This window comes from Kordia sp., from assembly GCF_045105435.1.
Classification (GTDB): domain Bacteria; phylum Bacteroidota; class Bacteroidia; order Flavobacteriales; family Flavobacteriaceae; genus Kordia.
The window spans coordinates 29620-52202 of sequence record NZ_JBGCDL010000137.1; the positions used below are offsets into that span (position 1 = coordinate 29620).

Genomic DNA, 22583 nt, shown 5'->3' on the forward strand with positions numbered 1-22583 from the left:
GTTACATGAGTCAATTTGATCAACATACCACAATGATAGCACTAGAAAAAGCTTTGGTGCCAAATCCACGTTTGGTAGATGGCAGAACAGAAGCTGACAATTTGCGTTTGCTTGCTGACTTTGCTTCGTTGTTTAACTTTTACGATCGTACCAATACTATCAACGGAAATTGGTCGCCATTTTTACTAAAAGATCCTGTGTTTTTGGTTGCTTCCATTGCTAAAACGTCGTTTCAAAAAGCATATTCACTGTTTATAAATACGTGTTTACAATTAGAAAAAAAACTGGAAATTGACATCAATACGGCATTTATTTCAAACGGATTCAATCAACTATTTGATCAGCTTACATACATCTTTCAAATCATTGAACGATGGACGTATTATATGCAGCAATCCAATTTGGAATACAATCTTAAAACGTATGTCATTCAACAAGTAAAGCAAAAACAAAGCGCGCTACTTTGGGCACTTTTATCGTTGCAAAGTAATTTACATATCAATCAAATTATTCCAAACATAAAACCCGTAAATACCTACCTTTTTCAAGATTATGACGAAAAAATATGGAAAGAAAGTAAAGGAAAAACACCGTATTGGGAACTTCTAAATCTGAAATATACACCAAAAGGCGACTATGTATATTTCTTTTTTAAGGATTTTATCACGTATGTGGAAGATATTATTGCTACGCTCAATGGTTCACATTTGAATCTTACTGAGAAAATTATCACTAAAATTATAGCAGCTTTTATTGCCTTACAAAAATCCGTAGCAATACTCTTTGAAGAAACAGTTGCAATACTTGAAAAAGTAGTGGCATTTGTTGAAAATGCGATTGAATCACTATTTGAAATCATTGAAAAAATCATTCAAGAATTACACACTAAAATTAAAACTTTTAAAGGCGATGAAGAAAAAACAGCTGTGATTCAACAACTACTAACAGACTTAAATTCGCTTCAAAACACACTTAAAACAAACACATCTAATCTGGCTACAGAAGATTTTAAAAATTTAATTGATCGTATTTTAAAAGAAATCGAAACCATCCTTTTAAAAGTAGCTGCATTTGTGGTAAAGTATGGAGAATGGATGTTTACAATCATTATAGGAATTTTTGAAACTGCTATAAGTATAGACACCAAGATTAGTAAAATACTCTACGATATTCTCAAAGATATCATCGCGTATATTCTCACCAAACAAGTACGATCAGATATTTTCAATGGCATCAAAGGAACTGGAAAAACCATATTTTCATTCTACAGCAAATGCATTTCGTATGCCGCTACAGAATTGAAAAACATACAACAAGTGCCAGGTCATTTTCCGGATACGATGTTACTGAGAACGTTTACAAGTTTGCTAAAAATTTATCAAGCACAATTAAATTCATTATCCGAAAAACACTTACACTTTTATTACAACGATATTTTAAAACAAACGCCCAACAGTGTTTCGCCCGATACGGTTTTTGCAAGTAGTAGTTTGGCAAAAAAAACCGCGACATATCAATTAGCAAAAGGAACTATTTTTACTGCCGGATTGGACGCAAACAAAGCACCAATTCTATTTGAAACACTGAGCAAAACATCGCTAAATCCTGCAAAAATTGTAAATGCGTATATACTTTCGCTAGTATCTGTAGATGCATACAATCCTGAATTGTATTTACAAAAATTACCACCTGTAAATGTAGTGGCTAAAGATGAAGCTGGCGCGATTAAAAGTTGGAAAACATTTGGTTCTACACAGACACCACAAGGCACCAAACAAGAGTTGGCATTTACAATTGCTTCGCCTATGTTTTACTTGACAGAAGCCACTTTAAGAACGATCACTCTTAATTTTACATTTGCAAACTGTGATGAAATTACATTTATACAACCTGCGTTTAAATTTTATTTGAGTACAAAAGATACTTGGTTTGAGGTGCCTGCACCAAACAATGCTTCAGATGTAATTACAGAAAATCAAATTGAACTCATATTACAACCTACCGATCCTGTAATTAGTGCATTTACCAAAAATCCTGATGGATATTCCAGTGAATGGCCATTGCTTAAAATTGTTTTTCCAGATTATACAGAATCGATTTCATCACTACAAATTGCTACGCTAGATATTATTGTGAACGTGGAAGAATTGCAAAACTTTCAATTGTACAATGATTTTGGACAACTAAACGCTAAAAAACCATTTCAATTATTAGGTGGCGCACCAAAAGTAAATCAGAGTTTTATGATTGGCAATGCTGAAATATTTAGCAAACCTGTACAAAACATGCAATTTTTCCTCACGTGGAATCAATTTGCGCCAGGTTTTAACTTTGCTGATTATTACATCGCTTACAACAACTATTTAAACAATGTATACTCTGGCACACCAATAGATGTGAATGAATTAGTAGAATTACTAGATACAATTAAAAGTTCGCAAGACACCTTTTTTACAAAAGCAACCAACTCAGCGCAAACGCTATTTACAAAATTAGCAGCTGCAAGTACGACACCAGCTGATGCTGAAAAAGAAATTCAAGGTAATCAAACTGATTTACAAAGTTTGGTAAGCACTCAAAAAACAGCTTTACAAAAAATGCCAAACTCGTTGAGTGCAATAATGACGCAAATCATCAACCTTAATAAAGGCATGCAAACTGCAATTGACACGTTCCTTACTACATTCAAAAATGATATTTCATCTGCAGGAAAAATAGATGAAACCACTGTAACAACAACGAAAAATAGTATCAATAATGAAATTAGTTCCTCTAAAACAAGATCAGATCAAAACATTGAGGACGAACAAAATGCGTTGCTTTCCACGGTTGCTCCTGAAAAAAAATCATTTCTAAACACAATTACAGGGTTTTTTAAGAAACAAGAAAATAGTATAGTAGCAAAAACGTATACTCCATATTTTTCAGACACTTCGTTTATCATAAATTTTCAAGCCTTACAAAACGGTGTATGGAATTCAATAGATCCTTCTCTCACAACAGAAAACACAGAAGGCAAAACTATAATTGACAATGTAGATTCAGTTTCACTATTTGATATAGATAGTGTCAATTTAGAACCTACAAAAGAAATACAGTTTTTAGGATTAACGCCAAATCCTGCAACTATTGACCCAACATTGCAACAAAAATTGCTGCAACTTACGGAGACAACTACTACAGGTTTTATAAAAATGAAACTGTCCGATCCTGCTTATGGTTTCGGAACCGAATTATATGCAAAAGTAGTGGCTGCTATTGCCTTATTCAATGCGCAAATTATTGCAGAAAAAATCAAAGATTCTGATGACAAACAGGAATTGGTTTCACCGCCAAACATTCCGTTTGTACCAATGGTAAGTGCTTTTACAGGAAACTATTCGGCTTCGGTGAGTTATGACTTTTCTACAAATGAACAAAGTTATCCGCTGCAATGTTTTTACAATACGCCATTTGCAAATTACAAAGTGTATGACACTACTTTAGACGAAAAAATAATTGCAGAAAACACAACTATCGGAAGTCCTCCTGCAAGAAATTCAGACGGAAAAATTACGCAATTAACAGCATTGCCGTTGCTTCCAACATTTAATTCGCAAGGACAATTATTTTTAGAATTACAAGATGTAATTGCACCCGCAAAAGTGAGTTTTTATTTTGAATTGGCGCGCGCATACACAGAAACAACACTAACAACGAAACAAATAAACTATTCGTATTTAAGCTCAGATGGCTGGAAAAAACTGACTTCTATTGCAGATGACACCAATAATTTTACCTGTTCGGGAATTATCACAATTAATATTCCGAGCGATATAACAACCGTACACAATACCGTTGAAGGCACAAATTACTGGATTGCTATTGGCACAAACAACACGCTTGATAGTTTTCCTGAAACCTCTTTTTTAAAAACCAACGGATTTGCATTACAACGCATTGTAACTGCAACCGATTTTTCAACGCAAACGCCGCAAATTTTAGCGGATATCATCACAAGTCCGCAAACGGCAATTCCAGCAATTGCGGCTACAGTACAACCGTTTGCTTCGTTTGGCGGAAAAGCTGCGGAAACAACGATACAAATGAATTCGCGTGTAAGCACACGAATCAAAACGAAAGATCGATTGGAAACCACCGAAGATTATTTTAATACAATCCGATTGGCATTTCCGGAAGTATACTATTCCAAAACAGTGTATGATAATAGTAAAAATAAAGCGTTTACGCATGTCATAAAACGTGTAGCAGATGTCACAGAAACCAATGCATTTCAACCACTTTTAAGTGAATGCACCGAATTGGAAATTCAAAATTACATCGCCAAACGTGTTTCGCCATTTGTCACGGTTTCAGTAGAAAATTTTACACTGAATTATGTGCAAATTACCGCAGAAATTAATGTGCAGCCTGGTGAAGATATCACTACTGTAGAAAAGGAAGTCAACAACGGAATCAACATTTATTTAGCACCTTGGATTACGAGCGCGCAAACGCAAATTACTGTTGATAGCGGATTAAATACGGCACAATTAGCAAGTTTCATCAATAGTTATGACAGCATTTTAGAAGTACAAAGTATTTCGTTTCTAATTGGTACTAAAAATTTTGACACAGGCGCAATTACATATTCTGACAAAGACAAACCGAAACAAGAAATAGCACAAAAAGATGGAATCTTATTAGTGCCATCATTAAATAACACCACAAAAAATAGCTTAATCACATACAACTAATGACGCAAGAAAATTACATAGTAGACACACAACTTCCTTTGGAGCTTGATTTTAAAGCACTCAAAGCAGCTGGTCTTGCGTACATTCAAAAACATAGTAGTAACGAGTGGACCAACTTAAATCCGAGTGATCCTGGCGTAACTATTTTAGAGCAATTGTGTTATGCGTTTACCGAACTTGGATATTGCGGAAATTTTCCGATGAAAGATATTTTGACAGATAAAAAAGGCGATTTAACCGTCGCGGATCAATTTTATCTTCCGCAAAATATTCTAACCACTTCGCCAGTGACGGTAAACGATTATACGAAATATATTATTGATCAAATTGTAAGTGTAAAAAATGTAGTAATTACACCAATATCGTTGAAATTTCCTTTTATAAACGGTTTTTACGAAGTGTATTTATTGTTAGATCCGAACGAAAAAAAGACTGCTTCAACGGATGCTTCAGAAACGAACGAAATCATCGAAAACGAAACTTTTTATTTACTAAACAGTTGCCGAAACGTAGGTGAATTCTTTTTAAAACCAACCGTTTTAGCGCCAAAAGAATATACCATTGCTGGGGAATTAATATTAGAATCAGATGCTGATTTTGATTCCGTTATGTCAGAAATCATCCAAAATATAAATGCATATATTTTTCCTGATGTTGTACAAACAGGTTATGACAAATTAAAAGCAGCAGGTGTTGCCACAAATGATATTTTTAATGGTCCAACCTTAGACAACGGCTGGATTTCTTCGGAAAGCATTCAACCAAAAAAAGACAGTATTCAAGCTTTTGAAATTACCAAATTGATTCAAGAAGTAACTGGCGTGCAATCTATTTCTAAAGTTTCTTTTACATGCGGTACAAAAACCTTGCTACCTGCTGCTACCTGTAAAATATATGAAATCTTAACTTTCAATTTTTCGCAATCATTATTAAACCAAGCCGATGCGTCAAATTTGCAAGTAAATACACAAGGAAAAAGTTTAAACGCATCACTCAACATGTCCTTAATGGACGAGTTGGCAATGATGCAACAAACAAATTCGCAAGTAAATGAAGTTGCTTCAGTACAAATGGCACCAACAGTTCCTAAAGGGAAATATAGAGATATTACGAGTTATTATTCAATTCAAAACACATTTCCAGAAGCGTATGCCGTTGGTTTAAATGCTACAAATGATTCCATGCCAGCATATCAAATAGCACAATCGCGACAGCTAAAAGGGTATTTAAGTTTATTTGATCAAGTACTGAGCAATCAGTTTGCGCAATTGGCAAATATTGACAAATTATTTTCGTTCAAAAATGCCATCACTGGAGCTCCTGCCGATTTAGAACATTACAACAATATCAAAACTCCAGCACAAAAAGCAAATCCAGCATATCCTGCGCCGTTTGAAGTATTTTCACCAACTTATTTTTACCAATCGTTGTATAATAGTGTTCCAAACGCAGCGCCTTTATTAAGAGACAATAGCATTTTTAATTTTGGACCAGTTTCTGAGTCAGATGCTACATTAGCACATAAAAGTTGGTTGGCATATCAAGACGATCCGTACAACTCGTATATGTATGGTTTGTTAGTATACAACGAAGATGACACAGTGAATTTGCAACGTAGAAATGACTTGTTAGATCACTTATTAGCACGTCATGGAGAATCACCTTTAATTATGGATACGCTGATATATGGCACTGTATATTCTGGCGATTTCTTAAAAGATCGTGTCATTATAAAAAGCATGTATCTACAAAATTTGGGAATTTTATCATACAATCGCACCAAAGCGTATAATAGTATCGGTGCATTGCTATTAAATGAATTTACACTTACAATTACTGCAGCACTCATTGACTATTTGGAAAGTAATAAACCGCTTGAAACAGAAGAAGAAGCAAGCCCAACGGCTAACGAAACTCAACAACAAATAGCAAATTTAAAAGCAACATATCGTGCTCGAAAAATGTTGCGCGATATTTTAACAAAAAACTATAAACACGAAGGTTATTTTGAAACAAATCGAATCAATGAAGAAGAAAAAATTACGTCGCTCGATAGTTTAAATTACACAACAATCTCGCTAAAACTTAGCATGTTATTAACGCTAAAACCGTTATATATCAATTTTGTTCAATACACGTTAGATTTTAATCCAATTCTAAAAACTCCAGACAAAATTTCACTTGCATACGAACAAAGTGAAATGGCAATATGGTTACTTACGGAGCGAAAAGGCATGATTGCCATTGAAACGAACTTATTATTACAATCAGGAAGTTTTCAAATATATATTCAAGAAAACACTGATGATAAAATGTATTATTGTTTTAGTACGATGTTAAATTATGATGATTTCGTACTAATTTCAACAGTATTCAATAGTGCGCCATCAGAAGGAATAATAAGTTATTTAAAAGAAACGTATCCAAATCACATATTAACAGCTATTGATGATCCTAGCAAGCTTGATGATGCTACGTTTACAACCATAGAAAATGCAGCATATAGTTGGACAGCAACAGTAAGTTGGGACGACGGTCAAAACACAATGTACATTACAGATCCGTTTTTAGCAAATACATTGCTTTGGATGTTTCCAGATTACATTCCAGAACTCGCAACTCCCGATTGGCAACATCGTCTCTCCTATTTTATGGAAAGTCAATTGCCAATTCAAATTACAGCACATCCGATGTATGCAACTGCAGATAATTTAAAAACCATAATTCCGCAATATGTTCGTTGGTTTAACGCCAATATTTACAACACAACCACACAAACTATTGACCAAACTGCGGTAACAAAAGCCGCCGCAGATTTGATAACGACACTCAAACTAATTTATAACAATCAAGTGCCAACAAATGCATAGTCAAGGAGCACATATCGTCACACGTTGCCAATGGAACACCGCTTTCGATTCCAAAAGGCTTGCGCACCAGTTACAGACTGATATTAGCGCGTGGAGTGCGTATAAAATGAAACGTGTAATTACGAGTGTTTTTGATAGTATTTGTCCAAAAGGGCAAACCTTAAAAATTAAAAAATTAGCCGTCGATTTAGGAACTATTACCTATGAAAACATGCTGAGCGAACTTCCATTACGCTTGGAAGAAGCCTTGCGCATTGCCTTGTATGACCTTATTATGTATCCGAAAAATGGCGATAAAACGCTAGAAATTGTACATGAAGATATTGCACAAGTACATGTACTTCGCGATTTTCTAATGCAAGGAATGTTGCCTTGGAATTACCAAGAAACCTACGGAACAGCGGTACAAATTATGCGTTCGCAGTTGACAAACAATCGTTTGGATGTGATACAAATGATTCAAGAAATTGGAAGTTCGGCAAACGTTCGTAAGCGTATTGCTTGGCAATTTCCAGATGTTATTATCAAAAAAATTATTGCGGGATTGGAACCGAATAACCATCAACAGATTATTAATTTTTCGGATGAATTTGTCAAAGTACAAGAAAAAGAAACCATTGTTCAGACAAGTACAAACGATCTAAAGAAAAATATTTGGTTGTGGATTTTAAATTATTTGTTTACCGAACGCGGTACCATTTTTAACAGAATCAGTTTTGTGCGAAGTACGGTAACACAAATGGCAAGTCATTTTAATCTTTCGTATGATGTGATGATTGAATTGATTGAAAAATCCATTGAACGCGCCAATGAATATTCGCCTATAGAAAAAGGCTTTATCGCAATTTTAAAATTATTATCTGATGAATTACAGAATACTTCTTTTTCGCGTGTAAAAACAGAAAAACAAAAAGAAAATTTTTGGGTTAAAGTAGCAACTTATTTCAATTCGGAAACGGCTAGAAGCACCAATATTCAAAAAAATGAATTCAATGAATTGGTGATTAATCTATCAAAATTAGATACGGCTCGTTTCCAAAAAATACTATTAAATATTGATCAAAAACCAAGCACTTGGAAAGCTGTTTTAAAGGATTTAATTCCTGCCGCGATCGAAAATTTATTTTTAGCATTGGCGCCTACACAATCGAAAAACGTGTTGACTCAAATTTCGTTTTTATCAAAATTACCACAAACAACGCATGTAAAAGTGCAAACTTTAGATTTGTATACGTACGGAATTGAATTTTGTATCAATAATCAAAATACATCAGTTGCTAAAAATGCATTTTTAGATTTTGTGGTGGAAAAATTAGCCAAACAACAGCAACAAACCAAGCTTGTTATTTTGGATCATTTCGTGTTGTCAAATGTCACAAATACACAAAAGAAAACGAGTTTTATTTCTTTGTTTAAAGAGCTGAATACACTGTATCAAAAAGAAATAACAAATACAAAAATGGTTGCTTCCAACGAAGCTTTACAACAAATTATGTCGCGTTATATTTCTGAAATTGAACAGACAAGCAATGCAACAAACGCTAGTAAAGAGTTAGAAAAAACAGTTCAAAAGTGGATTTCGGCTTCGCCTGTACAATTTTGGAAAGTTGTTCAAAAACTAGAAAAAACACCAAAAGTAACTGTTCATATTACGGCTCTGGTATCTGCATACGGAATGGACCGATTTTTAAAATCTGTTCAACCAGAAAGCTATACGTTATTGTTGAAAATTCAGAAAATCATTCACACATTCATCTCAAAACAACCTAAAAAAGCAAATGCATTACGTGCTATTGAAAAAATTATAATTTCCACAGGTTTTGAAGTCATTTGGAAAGATTCAAAAATACAAACCACCGAATTCTTTGTACAGTTTTTACAACAATTACAACGACAAGAAAGTAGTATTCGAGTTTCAAAAACAGACATTCAAGCAGTAATTGAATTGCTATTACAAACATCAAAAATCAGAACTTTAGCTTGGTCTGCACGTAAATTTGCTTCCATTCAAAAACACTATAACATTCAGCTTGCAAAAACACCAATTGAAGAAGTTATAGCACTTATACAACAATCAAATCAGCAGGTATATGTTGCCGAATATATTTCAAAATTGGTTCGCACTAAAAAGCATACTACGCGCGAATTTAAAACGAAAGAAACAACGTTAATTTCCTATCTCATTGCAAACGGCGTACACATTCGCACACGCTTACGTTCTATGTTTTTAAAGCAAATTACTGCAACAAACACAACTATAAGCAACACGCAAATTGAATTGCAATTAGAGGAAATTTTTTGGCAATCGTTGGTTATGTATCAAGTACATCGTGGAAACGAAGCGCGTTTTATTTCACTGTTTGAAAAAACGGTTATATACACATTTCCAGCACTTGAAATGAAACCACAAAAAGCAGTAAAATCTGTTGTAGAAATGAAAAAAGTAGCAGAAAAAAATCAATTGTTGCAAACGCCGTATCGCATTTCGACTGTTGTATTATTTGAAACGATCCGTACTAATTTTACAGCGACAAATTCGGAAGTACAAATTGTCGAAAAAAGTTATTCATTTGCTGCGTTATTTATGATGGCATTGGAAACTTCGCCAACAGAAATACGCGCGATTATTAAAGAAACGACATTCGCTACAAAACAGCTTCATTTTATACAAGAAACAATCAACCTAGAAACATTTTTATTGCTCAATGCAAACGATGCTTCTAGCACACAATCGGAAGTTTTTAAGTCAATTTACACACTATTTACTATTGCAAAACAACTCGGAAACGCACAAATAACAACTACTTTGCAAGGTGTTTTTTGGAAGGAAGTTTTGGCGTTTATTCAAGGAAAAATAACTCGTAAAAGAGTTGTAGAAAAATTGACAGCAACCACATTTGATGCACTTTCAGAAATTGCAACTTTAGACCAAATTACCATCGTAAAACACGTTCAAAATAACGCAATTGTTATTCCGAAATTACTTAAAACTGTATTGGTTGCAAGACATCGAATTTTTGAATTGATTAGCGAACATACACAAAACAGTTCGCTTTCAACAGCAATAAAAGCGTACATAGAAACAGAAAAGGCAGCATTGTTAAGTGAATATCTCATTACACATTATGAAATTCCTGCGTGGTTTTTACACAAAGAAGCATACAGTTACGAACGCGTTGTCAATGAATTGATCGCACAAAAACCATTGCTTGTTTTAAAGACAATTCGCAGTCAAAAAATTTCAGAAATACAGTTACTAAAATTTGCGCAAACCGTTCATTTTGAAACCTTGATTGCAGCACTTTTAAAAGTAAACACGGCACAACAAAAAGAACTTTTGGACATGCGCATGTTGTATGAAAATATTCCTTTTGTGAGCATGCGCGGAATTTCTACCAAAAGTTTACAAGAAATCATCATTCAAAAAGTAGTAACCGCATGGCGTACTTCCAATTGGACTTTGATTGCTAGCAACACTATTTGGAATGAATTGTTATGGGAAACCTGTGGAAAAAAAGCCGTACAGCAACGCGATTTTATAAAAGCTATTGGCGCGATTAAAACCCAATTGCCAACCGCTTTATTAGTTACATACAAAACCTTGTTACCACATTATAAAACTACAAAAAAAACAACAGCAGAAATTATATCTAAAACTGAAAATAAAACAGCTATGAATACAGAATTAGCTTCATTTCCCGACGAAGGCGTTCCTATTCCGAATGCAGGATTGGTCATGTTAAACACCTATTTTTTAATGTTACTTGATCGTTTGGGAATTGTAAAAGACAAAGAATTTATATCGGAAAACGCACAGTTAGACGCCATACATTATTTGCAATATATCGTAACAGGACTTACCGAAACGGAAGAATCTTTGCTGACCTTAAATAAAATTTTAGTTGGGCTTCCGCCGAATGTACCTGTGAAAAGTAGCATAGAAATGACCGATGAACAAAAACAACTTATTGACGGAATGATTCAGGCTGCAATTCATCATTGGACGGCAATTGGAGATACTTCCATAAATGGTTTTCGTGGAAATTGGTTGGTACGTGAAGGAATTTTGCGCGAAACCGAAGACCGTTGGGAATTAACTGTAGAAAAGCGAGCATACGATATTTTAATGCTAAAATCACCCTTTTCATTTTCAATCATAAAACTACCGTGGATGGAAAAACCATTGCACGTTACTTGGCCATTTTAAAAAAATAAATACAACCATGAATATTTGTACAAAACCATCAAAAATAGACAGTAGTTAACCCTGTCATCACACAGAAAAGAAGCGTATAACCTGCAAAATGGTTAAAAAATTAATTAACAAACTAAAAAATAAAATTTATGAATTCTTACAATGAAAATCTACATTCGAGTGTCGTTTCGTCATTGAACGAGCAAGAATTAGAATTACAAAAAGTAAAGTCGCAACAAGATGCGTCTATGTTTTCGCTTTACTACGCACAAGGCGATCGAATTACAACGGCTGAAAAGCTAGAAGTAATTAACAGAAAGTACCTTTTTCAACAAAAAGTACATGAGCAAGCTATTACGGACAGTGACCTGTCTACCAATGTTTTGGCTTCTTCTGAAAATGTAAAAACGTACACTGCAAAATCTGTAAGCAATACAGCTGTAGCTGCTGCAAATGTTCAAATTGCCGCAAATGCTATTTTAAAACTTACTAGCGATGCAGGAAGTATTTTTAGTATTGTAAGTGCTGCTGATTTTGGCACTGAAATTTACACACAAAGTAAAAATGCCTACGATTTAATGAATGTTACTGCATACACAGCTGAAAAAACATCACAACACAGTATGGAAGCTTCACAATTAATTGCAGAAGTACCATCAAACACGTTGGCAGATAAAGCAACAAGTACAGATGCTGCTGTTAAAAACTTATTGACAGTAACCTCGTCACAATTTGAAGCAACAACACAAGAGCTTTCTACTGAAAATGAAAAACTAGCTACTTCAAACACAAATGAGAAAAAAGCAGAAGGTGTTTTAGAAGACACAAGTGTTGCCTACAATGCTACATTTGAAGCGTATAGATTAAACAACTCTGAATTGAATTTGGGATTACATGTACATGTACCAAAGTCAGTTGGTGATGCAACCAATTATACGGTTTCTTTTTTACCATATACAAGTCCTTTTACAAAAGATGAAAATGGTAATATAATAGCAAATAGTAGCGCTCCAACTAGTGGATATCCAGTAGATGATTACTACATTATGCTGGTAAAAGACAGTAAGAGTGACACATTTTCTGTGAACAATGCCGAAGATATTGTAGATAAAGGTGATCGAAGTAAGTTTTATCAAGTTTCACCAAAAACTAAAAATCTTACTGAAACTACGGAGGAAAATCATGTTCTTATTGATTTTTCTAGTTTTACGGCGCCGATCAAACAAAAAATTTATACTTCTCAATTATTAGACACTGATGGTGACGCTATGAATTTGGGAGATGAGTATGTCGTGGTTGTCTTTGCAGTTTTGGATAATAGTTACAAAAAAATCATCAACACATTTGATGATTATATGACAGCTCCAAGTAGAAGATTTTCATTGGAAAATAGATTAAACGCAGTAAGCGCAAATAACATTAAAGCGACTGGTGGAGGTTCTGAAGAAGTAATTACAATTTCAGATAATACCAATACAGGAGATATTACTATTGATGGAGAAGAAATGATTGCTGTTGAAAAAATTACATTTAAAGTCTTAGAAAATCCAGACTACGAAGTTGTATATCACGGATTATTTTTACCAGATAATACCAACCTAATTAAAGGTTTATTAACTGTTGAAGGTTTAATGAATCTTGAAACGGAAACCAATCTATTAGAAGATATTGCTGACAAGTATGATCCTCAAATTGAAGCTGCTAAGGAAAAAATAAATTCATTAAACTCCGAAATTTCAGGATTGGACACTGAAATAAATGAAGACAGCAAAATTATTGCCGATCCTACCACAAGCGCTTCTAAAAAGAAAAAAGCAGAAGCACAAAAGGCAAAAGCAGAAGCCGAGCGTGGTAAAAAATCTAAGGTTTTAACCACAGAAAAAGCGCATTTGAAACAACTTGAAAAAGAACAGAAAAAAGAAGTTAAGAATGCTACAAGATTAAAGCATATTAAACCTGGATTCTTTTTTAACTTAACAACTGCTGAGCAAATTCCTGCGGGAAGTTATACGCCAATAGTTAGAAGTGAAGCAGACTCAACAAAAGCCATTTTTGACTATCTAATTAATGAAGCAACAGTTGATTGGGAAAAATGGAAGAAAAATAATTGGGATACTGTCGATAAAGCAATCTTATTAGAGAAACTTGAAATCGTTATTAATGATCTTGAAAAACTAGAGTTTAAACACTTCGTAGACGATGTTATAGATTTATTAATAACCACGCTTAATATTGTCATTGAAGAACTAGAAAAATTATTCTATGATTTTTCAGACTTTATCAATGATCTTGGATTAGTACATAGTGGATATAAACTATATACGATGGAGTTTGAAATTAAGCCAGAAACTACAGATAATTTTGGAAACCGATTAATTAACAAAAACAAATACATTCCTGCAATTGTAACTGTTTCAAATAATACGGCAACAATTAACAAGCAATTTACAAATGCGCTTTCTGATTTTCAGCATACAAAAACATTTAGGTATATAGATCCAACCACAAACGCAACATACTAAAATTTAAAAAAAGAACTTATGAGCACATTAAATACATTAGTTCCGCCACAATACGGAATTACCGAACGCAAAAAACAAGAGTTAGATCAACTCACACAACAAGTAATAGATGCACAAGATACTGTAAACCAATACCAAGCTATTGTTGACTCGCTTACAGAAAAATCGAACAAATTAAACACGCAACTTACCAATGCAGAAGCTAACAAAGCACAAGCATTGAGCAATAAAGATTTGTTAGATACTATGGTGAATGACGCTAAAGACTTACAAAGCAATTCAAGTGTTACATTTGATGCTATTGTACTTGCAGATGCCAAAATAAAAACTGTTGCTGAAGAAATAAAAACGACGATTAATAACTTAATCTATTCAGCAGAAGTTATCAATAAACTAGCAAACTTAGTCATTCGCAAAAAAGCGTCTAATCCGTTAATTTCTGACGAATTGGTAACAATGGTTACGACTGCTGGAACAGATGCAAACAATGCAGTAGCGCTTACATTAGTAGCGTTACAATCTGTTTTTTCTGCACAAGCAACCAGCTTAGAATCGGAAGCAGCAATGGCTTTACAACTCTTACAAGCTACAAAGCTTTATGAGCTTATGATTGGTGAAGAAGTTGATGGTATTGACAATAAATTGCCAATTGCCAAAGAGCCTGAAGATGGAGCACAAGTAATAAAAACAAAGAAAAAATATACAATCCAATCTTTATTAGATTATGCGTATACCGTTACAAGCAATATGTATGAAGAAGCATTAACAGCATCTAAAGACACGTTGAAGCAATTAAACGATATCCAAAGTAAGCTTAGTGAAGCACAAGTACAACTTGCTTCTTTACAAGCCGGACTTGCCGCAGCAAACGCAGCAGCATTGGCTTCCTAAATTTCAGTATATTATATGGAATTAATCACCTTAAAACATCACAAACATGGAAAATGTATTTAAAAAATTTTACAGAAGTTTTTACAACAGAACCAATGGTTTTATACCCACAAAACCACTGAATCAAAACATGTATCCGGGTGATTTTTTCCAAATTGTTAACGGAGAACTCATAATTTTAGGAAATGTTTTCAGAAAAAATATCATCAATGCGGATGATGTCGCTTTTGAAAATGGTATAAAACTCAATCCTTCCAGTTGGAATTTTAGCGAAGGCGTTACAAAAGCCTATTCTGGTCGCGATAGCGGACACAATCCGTTGGAAGGCGACTTTGAGTTTAGCAAACAATTATTAAACTTTGACGGATTTGGAAGTTTCTTCTTTAAAAGTAGCGCTGCCGAATCTGTTAAGTTTGCTAATTGGAGCGATTTTAAAAGCGAACTCATTATTAAAATGACGCAAACATTATACTCCTTTCGGGAATTGTATATTGTGACCGAATGTGCAACTACAGAAAATTGGACACTTGCTATTGCCGGCTCTGACAAAGGTGAATTGGAAATTGCTACAGAATCTGAAAACTTCGGATTGGTCGATATTTTTGGAGACTCGAACGCAAAAACAATTCAAGCAAGAGAAATTGAGTTTTATCATCGCGAAGACAAACGAAAACCATCATTTTTTAAAGCAAAAAAATTAGTTGTTCAGCAAGAAAAACTTGAAGTATTTATCAGTCAACTCATCAGCGATCAAACCAGCGTTGCTTCGTGGGCAAATAACTTTTATCAATACGATTTTTACCATGAACAACTTTCGTATAGTCCGCCAATTACAACAAATGCACAAGCCTGTGTTTTAGACATGCTACAAGCAAATCAGCTAAATCCTAACACCGCATTACAGTATTTTTCTTGGGCGAATACCAGTTTAGACGATGTACAAAAGTTTTTTGACTATTATGGAAACTAACCTATATACTGTTTCGCTTTATGAGGAAATTAACTGGCTTCAAAATGTCATTAATAAAGTCATAAGCACGTATTTGCAGCATGAAAATGCAGCGGAAACACATTGGACAGAAATTGAAATGCCCGATTTTTCCGAAGTAGATTCACCCTTTGCAACTACTATAAACGATTGGAATTTGACCAACTTAGAGCGCATTGCGTTGATATTGGCAATTACGCCACACATTCAACCCGAAGCCTTGGATGTTTTTTTTGGTCAGAATCAAATATACAATCGCGGATTTACAGAATTTGGTGGTATTATCGATAAAAATCACAGTGGTTTTTTACCAACAGGACAAACCTTATTATTTCTCCTTGCAACGCTAAATCCAGAGTGGCGATTGCAAGTATTTTCTTTTTTTGAAAATGATCATATTTTTCAGAAAGAACAAGTATTAGACATTGAAACGACGGAACAATATTTGCCAAAATTTAATGGTGTTTTAAGTATCAATCATCGATGGTTGCATTATTTTATTACAGGAGAAAAACCAAAGTTAGAACACAGTGTTACATTTCCTGCACAAAAGATAACAACCAATTTAGAATGGGATGATATTGTGTTAAATCCAGACATAATGGATCAGGTAACTGAACTAAAAACCTGGTTGGTTCACAAAGATACACTGCTAGAAGATTGGGGATTATCCAAACATTTAAAACCGGGTTACAGAGCCTTATTATACGGCCCACCAGGCACAGGAAAAACCTTAACTGTTTCTTTATTAGGGAAAAATTTAGGGTTGGATGTCTATCGAGTCGATTTGTCAATGATTGTTTCCAAATACATTGGAGAAACAGAAAAAAACCTATCACGTATTTTTGATACGGCAGCGCATCAAAACTGGATTCTATTTTTTGATGAAGCAGATGCCTTATTTGGAAAACGTACCAAAGCAAATTCGTCAAATGACCGACATGCCAATCAGCAAACAGCCTATTTATTGCAACGTATTGAAGATTTTCCAGGATTCATTATTCTGGCTTCCAATTTAAGAGGAAATATGGATGAAGCCTTTTCGAGAAGATTTCAATCCATCATACAGTTTAAAATGCCTTCCGTGGAAGAACGCATATTATTATGGCAAAAAGCATTTTCAGGCACTTGCACGTTGGCTTCTGACATCGATCTAAATAACATTGCAGAAAATTACGAATTGGCTGGTGGCGCCATTATCAATGTGTTGCGTTATTGTGCACTTTCGGCAATTCAACGCGGAGATACTGTTGTACAAAAGCAAGAATTAATTACAGGAATTCGGAAAGAATTAAAAAAAGAAAACAAAACCATTACACAACTTTAAAAATAGCTCCTAAATGGATATTAAAAAACATACACACAAAGAAGCACATTACCAGTTATTGGTAATGCATTCATGGCGTTATGAAATTCCACAGGAACAACGAAACATTATCATTGCAGAAGCGCTCAATAAATGTACTGTAGATAAAGACTTTAAAGTATATGGTTACTTAATTACAAACCGACGTGTATTTTTAATTGGACATAGTAAAACGACTCCTTTTCAAAAAGTACTACAGTATTTTTATAAAAAAGTGGCTTTGGGAATTATGCGATATAAAAATAGAAATGAAACGTATAAAGAAAAGCACCTTTTAGAATCAAAGGTGCATCATAATTTATTTACGGAGTATCCATTTTACAACAAATCTATCAAACAATCAATTACGGGACATAAAGTTGAGTTTCCATATTACGATCCGCATTTAAAAAGGCTTCAAGAGTATATTCATCATCATAATTATTGTTCTGCCTTGGATTATAGTGGCGGAAAAAGTCCTGTCATTGTGCACCAAATCGAAGCTTAATTTTATAAAACTACTAAAAATCAATTCTGTCATGAAAGCGCATCTTACTAAAAAAACGGAGAAAAAAACACAAACTGCGGCGGCGCATCAAAGCAAAGGAGTTGCACTTGAAGACAATCGTCCAAAGACAATAATTCAACAGAAAAAAAATAATACAGGATTGCCTGACAATTTAAAATCGGGTATGGAAAACTTATCAGGTCATTCGTTAGATGATGTCAAAGTACATTACAATTCGTCCAAACCTGCGCAACTTAACGCACATGCGTATGCACAAGGAACCAATATTCACGTAGCTTCTGGGCAGGAAAAGCATTTAGCACACGAAGCTTGGCATGTAGTACAGCAAAAACAAGGACGTGTACAACCTACAAAAACGGTGAATGGTGCCAAAATAAATGACAATATTGGTTTGGAAAAAGAAGCGGATGTGATGGGCGGGAAAGCGTTGCAGATGAAAACACGTACGCCAGAAGGTCCAAATTCAAAAAAAAAAGGGAAAAAAAGGTATTTCTAATAGTACACAGTTAAAATCTGCAAGAACTCATAATATAGTGCAGCTTTTTAAAAATGTGAATCTTTCAAAAATGATGGCTACTACAAACCAGCAATATTATGTAAACACATCTTCTCCAGAGGAATTGTATAGTAAAAAACATGTTGCGTATCCAAGACCTAAAGGATTGTATACAAGAATTGATGCGAGCTATGCTAAGGGTAAATACCTGTACGGATGGATTCCGAATGTACGCCTTTTAAATCATCAAGAAAAAAATTTGATATCTGTACCCAAAATGGGAGGAATAATGCACCTAGAATATCAAAAGCCTAAATTACGTGGTTGGTTAAAAAGCACTACACATACTTTTGACCTGCAAGCTGAAAAAGCTGCGCTAGAAAACCCACAAAAAAATGCAATAACAGATAAATTACCAAAGTTCGGTATTATGGGGAAAAATGATTGTGGTCATTTTGCATCTGCACTTCAAAAATTAATTGCCCATGAAGAACCTAAGAAAACTGGGAAAAGGGCTGTATCTGAAACACTTGATGCAAATGAACCTACTAATGCTAACAAACTAACGATGGATGTTGGAGATAAAATGCAACATAACTACAATGAAGCCAACTCAAATAGCCAACACCATGCTGCTACAGTTGTAGCCAAAGATGGTTCAAGTTTGGTCACCTTGGAAGCACATGTGGGGAAATCATTAAAAAAACCTCAATTTAATATTAGAAACGGCGTAAAAGGATTCGTTGCAGATAATAACGTTGGACATGGTTGGACAGGGAAATACGACCGAGAACTTGGAAGTTCGGTGGATATAGGTAGAATAGGTACTTTAGAAAAAGGTTCCACTTCTGATAATATGACTACTTATAAAAATAATTATGCCCAAATGAGTGACTACGAAGCTGGTGCTAATGTTGCCTTTTTAAAAGGTGCACTTGGCATAACTAAAACGGAACATTAAAAATTTAAGAAAACATACTCAGATAGATGTTATTTATGAAACTAAAGAATTCATATAAAGTAAAGAGGTAACCTTAGTACACTTTAAATGTCTACCCTTCATCAAATCAATTGAAAAATTTAAAGATATAAATCATGGAATCGTATATAGAGAAAAACAAAGAACAATCACAATCTGCTTTAATTGTTCAAAAAAAGAAAACTGAAAATAATTCTTTTTTCTTGAAAGACAATCGAAAAAACACAACTCCTATCCAACGAGTAATCACGATGAAAGGAGAAGGCGGCGCTAAAAGAAGTGATGGAAAATTAAAATCATTAAAAAGTGAAGTTACTAAAACAATAAGCACAAATAAACCTTCCGATATGCTAGAAACTATTGACCAACTGGAGCAGTCCATTGATTCTAGAGAAAGAGAACAAGCCAGAAATACCAAAGGAACAGCAAAATATAATTCAGAACAATATCGGATAGATCAAGAAGAAATATTACTTGGCAAACTTAGAAGAGCACGTGAAATCGATTTAGCTACAAGAAAACAAGCAAAAGCAGCCGCTGAAGCTAAAAGACAAGCAGGAGCGCCAAAAGGATTTAAAGTAGTTGGCAAAAAAGGAAAGGCTAAATAAATTCAAAAACTCCCAATTTTCGTTACGATTTGAGCTATTTTTGCATCATTATTAAATTCAATATGAAATGCTCAAAAAAGCCATTCAATTTATGATTATTAGCGCCATTGGCTTTGCATTTTTGAATGCAATTGTGAAGTATTTGGGCGATTTTAACGCGTATCAAATTGTGTTTTTCCGATCAATAGGAACCTTATTTTTTACCATTCCGCTGTTGCTAAAATATAATATTTCCATGCTTGGGAATAAACGCACATTGCTCATACTTCGTGGCGTTGTAGGTGTAACGTCGATGGCATTGTTTTTTATGTCGATCAAATATTTACCAATTGGTTCGGCAGTTTCGCTACGGTATATTTCTCCTATTTTTGCAGCTGTTTTTGCCGTGTTTCTTCTAAAAGAAAAAATAAAACCCATACAATGGCTATTTTTCCTCATTGCGTTTAGTGGTGTAGTCGTTTTAAAAGGATTTGACACACAAATTGATACTACCGGACTTTTGTTAGTGCTAGGTTCTGCCTTTTTTAGCGGTTTGGTGTTTATTATTATTCGTAAAATTGGTTCGCACGATCACCCAATTGTCGTTGTAAATTATTTTATGTTAGTCGCTTTAGTAGCTGGCGGAATTTTATGCATTCCGTATTGGAAAACACCAATTGGTTGGGAATGGGTTTTGCTACTCAGCTTAGGAATTTTCGGCTATGTAGGACAATTGTATATGACCAAAGCCTTGCAACTTGCCGAAACCAACAAAGCAGCGCCATTAAAGTATATTGAAGTCATTTTTACCATGCTTATCGGACTGAGTTGGTTTCACGAATCGTACACATTGTGGAGTCTGCTCGGTATCGTTTTAATTGTTATTGGATTGACGTTGAATACATATATGAAAACGTCAAAATAAAGCACAAAAAAGCACTCACGATTCCTCGCAAGTGCTCTATATTAAAAATGTGTCTAATCTTATTTCAACATGATTGGAAACTCTGCAACAGTCGTATCCCAACCAATTTTTAAGTGAACAACATTGGTGCTTTTTTCATATAAAACAACCGATAATTGCTCTATTTCTTTACTACTTTTCTGTGTTGGAACCGTAATACTAGCAACATCTTTTGAAGCGTCGTACGAGTAATTTCCCCAACCATCATTTTCTGAATTAATTTTCAATGTCCAACTATCTTTTGTTGGAATAATAATTACAGAATAACGACCTGCTTTTACTTTAGTTTTACCAACCATTACGTCTGTCATAAATAAAATTTCAGTCGATTCGTCAGCACCAACTCTCCATGCTTTTCCAAACTCCAATAAAGTTCCAAAAACTTCTCTTCCTTTTTTATAAGGTCTTGCGTAAATGACTCTAATTTTTGGCTCCAACGCTTTCTTTTGTTCAGCTGTTTTTGCAAATGCTCTTTTGGCTGCATTTGTTGGGTAATGTGCAATGTCTGTTGGACTTTTACCTAATTTTGAGAATTTTTGTGCATTTACAGTACTTACTGCTGCGAAAAACGCAAGCATCATCATTACTTTTTTCATGTTACTTTTTTAAATTGATTATGTTCTGGGTTTCTATTCGAGATAATTCTTTTAAATCTCCTTTCTCGTACAACGCTGGCAAATCCTTTAATGGTGTACCAACTTCTGCTTTGTAATTAATGTAATCTTGAAACGTAACTCCATCTACAACTCGCACATTATACGCACTTCTAAAGCGAACGCCGCCTTCATTTACTTGATAATTATACGCTAAATAGTCTATTTTTTTTGTCTGTTGATTGATCCAATAATGGTATTCATCATCGTGATCTTCGCCGCCGCCTTCTTTATTGAAAGTAACTTTTAATACATCGTATTTTTGACCTTTAATTGTGATTTCCTCTACAAATTTTTTGTTGACAGCTGCATCATTTAGTTTGTGTGGTAATGTGGCAAAATAAATCACAGAATTGAGCGTACCAATAGCACTTGTTTTTTTCTTTTCGGAAAGCGCTACTTTTTCATCATTCACTTTGCGTGAGAACGTTCCATTATTTAGTTCATCTTTAGTTGATTTACCATCTTTAAAGCCGTAAGAACTATACATATAATTGTCACCATCATTTTTAAAACGATAGTTTTTTCCTCTAAAGGTAAATTGGTACTTCGCTTGATCGTACAAATCGCCACCATGTGCTTTAATAGTTTCCTGTAAAAGTTTCGTGGCTTTATCTACCTTTTTTGGAGTTTCTGTTTGTATTGTTTCTGCAACTGATTTTGCAGCTTTGACAGCTGATTTTTCTTTGGTTTCGCATGCCATCAAACTAAAAAATAATGTGATGAGCAAAAATGCTTGAGTAGTTTTCATTAAAACTGTGTGAATCTTTAAAGTTTGTTTTGCAGCTATTTTATTGAGCTGCTGAGTTTGTCGAAGAAATTACAAGT

General features: G+C 34.3%; 14 protein-coding genes. 12 read left to right on the forward strand and 2 right to left on the reverse strand.

Annotation, left to right across the window (positions count from 1 at the left end; all coding sequences use genetic code 11):
* Nucleotides 1-5 precede the first annotated feature (5 nt).
* The 12 genes from AB8B65_RS07080 (at nt 6) to AB8B65_RS07135 (ending at nt 21063) form a co-directional block, all read left to right on the forward strand.
* A complete protein-coding gene (locus AB8B65_RS07080; RefSeq protein ID WP_405300175.1) occupies nt 6-4736 on the forward strand; it encodes a hypothetical protein in 4731 nt (1576 codons plus the stop codon).
* Complete coding sequence (locus tag AB8B65_RS07085; protein ID WP_405300176.1) at nt 4736-7606, forward strand: hypothetical protein; 2871 nt, start codon at nt 4736-4738, stop codon at nt 7604-7606. The genes AB8B65_RS07080 and AB8B65_RS07085 overlap by 1 nt, the downstream gene beginning before the upstream one ends.
* The gene (locus AB8B65_RS07090; protein WP_405300177.1) at nt 7599-11813 is read left to right on the forward strand and encodes a contractile injection system tape measure protein; all 4215 of its coding nucleotides are present in this window, start codon (nt 7599-7601) and stop codon (nt 11811-11813) included. Before AB8B65_RS07085 ends, AB8B65_RS07090 begins: the two co-directional genes overlap by 8 nt.
* Nucleotides 11814-11950: 137 nt before the next feature.
* A complete protein-coding gene (locus AB8B65_RS07095; protein ID WP_405300178.1) occupies nt 11951-14323 on the forward strand; it encodes a hypothetical protein in 2373 nt (790 codons plus the stop codon).
* Nucleotides 14324-14341: 18 nt separating this feature from the next.
* Nucleotides 14342-15214 carry a hypothetical protein gene (locus AB8B65_RS07100; protein WP_405300179.1) on the forward strand — a complete coding sequence of 291 codons (873 nt, stop codon included), beginning with the start codon at nt 14342-14344 and terminating at the stop codon, nt 15212-15214.
* A gap of 46 nt (nt 15215-15260) precedes the next feature.
* On the forward strand, nt 15261-16184 hold the full coding sequence (locus AB8B65_RS07105; RefSeq protein ID WP_405300180.1) for a hypothetical protein: 924 nt from the start codon (nt 15261-15263) through the stop codon (nt 16182-16184).
* The gene (locus tag AB8B65_RS07110; protein WP_405300181.1) at nt 16174-17529 is read left to right on the forward strand and encodes an ATP-binding protein; all 1356 of its coding nucleotides are present in this window, start codon (nt 16174-16176) and stop codon (nt 17527-17529) included. The genes AB8B65_RS07105 and AB8B65_RS07110 overlap by 11 nt, the downstream gene beginning before the upstream one ends.
* Nucleotides 17530-17542: 13 nt before the next feature.
* Nucleotides 17543-18055, forward strand: coding sequence for a hypothetical protein (locus AB8B65_RS07115; protein WP_405300182.1), 513 nt, complete (start codon nt 17543-17545; stop codon nt 18053-18055).
* Nucleotides 18056-18086: 31 nt separating this feature from the next.
* Entirely contained in the window at nt 18087-18572 is a 486-nt protein-coding gene (locus AB8B65_RS07120; protein ID WP_405300183.1) for a DUF4157 domain-containing protein, read from the forward strand.
* A gap of 73 nt (nt 18573-18645) precedes the next feature.
* Nucleotides 18646-19533, forward strand: a complete 888-nt coding sequence (locus tag AB8B65_RS07125) for a hypothetical protein (RefSeq protein ID WP_405300184.1) — start codon at nt 18646-18648, stop codon at nt 19531-19533.
* A gap of 134 nt (nt 19534-19667) precedes the next feature.
* Nucleotides 19668-20159: a hypothetical protein gene (locus tag AB8B65_RS07130; RefSeq protein ID WP_405300185.1), complete on the forward strand. Its 492-nt coding sequence runs from the start codon at nt 19668-19670 to the stop codon at nt 20157-20159.
* 67 nt (nt 20160-20226) lie between these two features.
* The gene (locus AB8B65_RS07135) at nt 20227-21063 is read left to right on the forward strand and encodes a DMT family transporter (protein ID WP_405300186.1); all 837 of its coding nucleotides are present in this window, start codon (nt 20227-20229) and stop codon (nt 21061-21063) included.
* 59 nt (nt 21064-21122) lie between these two features.
* Here the strand turns inward: AB8B65_RS07135 and AB8B65_RS07140 are convergent, their stop codons facing one another.
* Both AB8B65_RS07140 and AB8B65_RS07145 read right to left on the reverse strand, forming a co-directional pair.
* Complete coding sequence (locus tag AB8B65_RS07140; RefSeq protein WP_405300187.1) at nt 21123-21698, reverse strand: DUF2911 domain-containing protein; 576 nt, start codon at nt 21696-21698, stop codon at nt 21123-21125.
* A gap of 1 nt (nt 21699) precedes the next feature.
* Nucleotides 21700-22506 (reverse strand): DUF6503 family protein, encoded by an 807-nt coding sequence (locus AB8B65_RS07145; protein ID WP_405300188.1) that lies wholly within the window; start codon nt 22504-22506, stop codon nt 21700-21702.
* Nucleotides 22507-22583 lie beyond the last annotated feature (77 nt).